The organism is Inquilinus limosus MP06 (assembly GCF_000767795.1).
GTDB lineage: Bacteria > Pseudomonadota > Alphaproteobacteria > DSM-16000 > Inquilinaceae > Inquilinus > Inquilinus limosus_E.
Map to the genome: position 1 here is coordinate 1 of NZ_JANX01000752.1, position 2448 is coordinate 2448.

Consider the following 2448-nt stretch of genomic DNA (forward strand, 5'->3'; position numbering starts at 1 on the left):
GCCCCCGGCGCAGCAGGGCCGTCTGCTCGGCGCGCTGTCGGCCATGGGCGTGCACATGCCGGAGCAGCAGGAGCCGAGGCCCGCGGTGGCGCCGACCGCCCCGCCGAAGGATGAGCGCCCGGTGTGGCAGCGCTTCCTGACCGGCATCGACCGGCCGGCCGATATCGACGGCTGGGATCTGGCCGTGGTGCTGGAGGTCGACCGCCAGGCCGCGGTGATCGGGCTGGAGGATGGCAGCCAGGGCCGCATCGACCGCAGCGACATGACCTGGGCCCGCCGGGTCGAGAACGGCCGCATGGGCCGGCAGGTCGGCGGCGCCGACGACGTCCTGGCCAAGGGCGACGTGATCTGGGTCCAGCCGGCGACCGCCAAGACCTCTGCGCCGCAGCTGGCCGCCTATTCGCTGCGCCAGGTGCCGGAGGTGTCGGGCGCGCTGGTCGCGATCGAGCCGTTCACCGGCAAGGTGCTGGCGATGTCGGGCGGCTTCGACTTCTCGCTCAGCGAGTTCAATCGCGCCACCCAGGCGCAGCGCCAGCCGGGCTCGGCCTTCAAGCCCTTCGTCTATCTCTCGGCGCTGGAGCATGGCTACACCCCGTCCAGCCTGATCTACGACACGCCGATCTCGGTCGACCAGGGCCAGGGCGCCGGCCGCTACCGGCCGCGCAACTATGGCGGCGGCTTCATCGGCCTGGCCACGCTGCGCTCCGGCGTCGAGCGGTCGCGCAATGTCATGACCATCCGCCTGCTGGTCGAGATGGGGCTGCAGCCGGTGAAGCAGACGGCAGAGGCCTTCGGCATCTACCAGAACATGCCGCTGTACCCGGCGATGGGCCTGGGCGCCGGTGAGACCACGCCGCTGAAGCTGACCACCGGCTACGCCACCATCGCCAATGGCGGCTACCAGATCAGCCCCTATCTGATCGAGCGGGTGCAGGACCGTGACGGCCGCAGCCTGCGGCAGCCGGGGGTGACGGGGCCGGACCGGGCCGACTGCATCCCCTGCGCCGCTCCGGCCTGGACCGGCCAGGCGGCGCCGCAGCGCCCGCGCGGGCAGGAGCTGGACGACCCGATCGCCAACTACCAGATGATCTCGATCCTGCAGGGCGTCACCCAGCGCGGCACCGCCGCCCGGCTGGCCGGGCTGGGGCTGCCGCTGGCGGGCAAGACCGGCACCACCAACGATTCGAACGACGCCTGGTTCGTGGGATTCTCGCCGAAGATCGCGGTCGGCATCTATGTCGGCTACGACAAGCCGCGCAGCCTGGGCGCCGGCGCCACCGGCGGGTCGATCGCGGTGCCGATCTTCAGCGACTTCATCAAGGACGCGCTGGCCGGCAGCGATCCGGGCGCCTTCGCGGTGCCGCCGGGCGTCAGCTTCGCCTATGTCGACCGCCGCAACGGCTATGCCGCCGAGGCGGGCGGGTCGGACGTGATCCTGGAGGCGTTCCGCCCCGGCACCGAGCCCGGCCCGCCGCCGGTCGCCGACACCTTCGGCGAGACCACCCAGGATGCGCTGACGGGAACGGGCGGCCTTTACTGAGGATCTGTTCGACAACAGGCCTCGAAAGGACGACCCCATTGTTGTCATTGCCGGGCTTGACCCCCGCAATCCAGTGGATGTCGACAATCTCTGGATGTGCGGGTCAAGCCCGAGCATGACAATTTCAGGTTCGGTTGAAGCGACCCGACCGATGTCAGGCCGCGTCCAAGGCCGCAGGTTTGGGGCCGCCGGTAGCCCAGTCGAGCAGCTCGACCGTGTGCACCACCGGCAGGGCGATGCCCAGGCCGATCTGGGTGATGCAGCCGATGTTGCCGGCCGCGACGATCGCCGCTCCGGTGCTCTCCACCGCCCGCACCTTGCGCGCCCGCAGCTCGTCCGCGATCTCCGGCTGCAGCAGGTTGTAGGTGCCGGCCGAGCCGCAGCACAGGTGTCCGTCCGGCACCTCGCGCAGCATGAACCCCGCCGCGGCCAGCAGGCGGCGCGGTGGCGCGATGACCCGCTGGCCGTGCTGCATCGAGCAGGCGGAGTGGTAGGCCACCGCCTGGCCGGTCGGCCGCGCCGGCGGCTGCAGCCCGACCTCGTCCATCAGCTCGGTGACGTCCTTGGCCAGGGCCGAGACCTTGGCGGCGCGCCCGGCCCAGGCCGGGTCGGCACGGAACATATGGCCGTAATCCTTGACCGTGGTGCCGCAGCCGGAGGTGTTGACGACGATGGCGTCGAGGCCACCCTCCTCCGCGACGCGGCTCCAGGCCTCGATATTGGCGCGGGCCGAGGCCAGCGCCGCCTCCTCCCGCCCCATATGGTGGGTCAGAGACCCGCAGCAGCCGGCGCCCGGCGCCACCACCACCTCGACTCCGTGCCGGGTCAGCAGGCGGATCGTGGATTCATTGATCGCCGGGTCCAGCACCGTCTGGGCGCAGCCCGACAGCAGCGCCACCCGTCGCTTG

The 2448-nt window shown here is 71.4% G+C and carries 2 protein-coding genes; one reads left to right on the forward strand and one right to left on the reverse strand.

All coding sequences use genetic code 11. The features are described from left to right. The coding region (locus tag P409_RS31870; RefSeq protein WP_274519195.1) for a penicillin-binding protein 1A at window positions 1–1540 on the forward strand (1540 nt) is incomplete at its 5' end. Window positions 1541–1694: 154 nt separating this feature from the next. Here the strand turns inward: P409_RS31870 and P409_RS31875 are convergent. Then, window positions 1695–2448, reverse strand: a 754-nt coding sequence (locus P409_RS31875) for a heterodisulfide reductase-related iron-sulfur binding cluster (RefSeq protein ID WP_034848075.1), incomplete at its 5' end; no start/stop codon positions are given.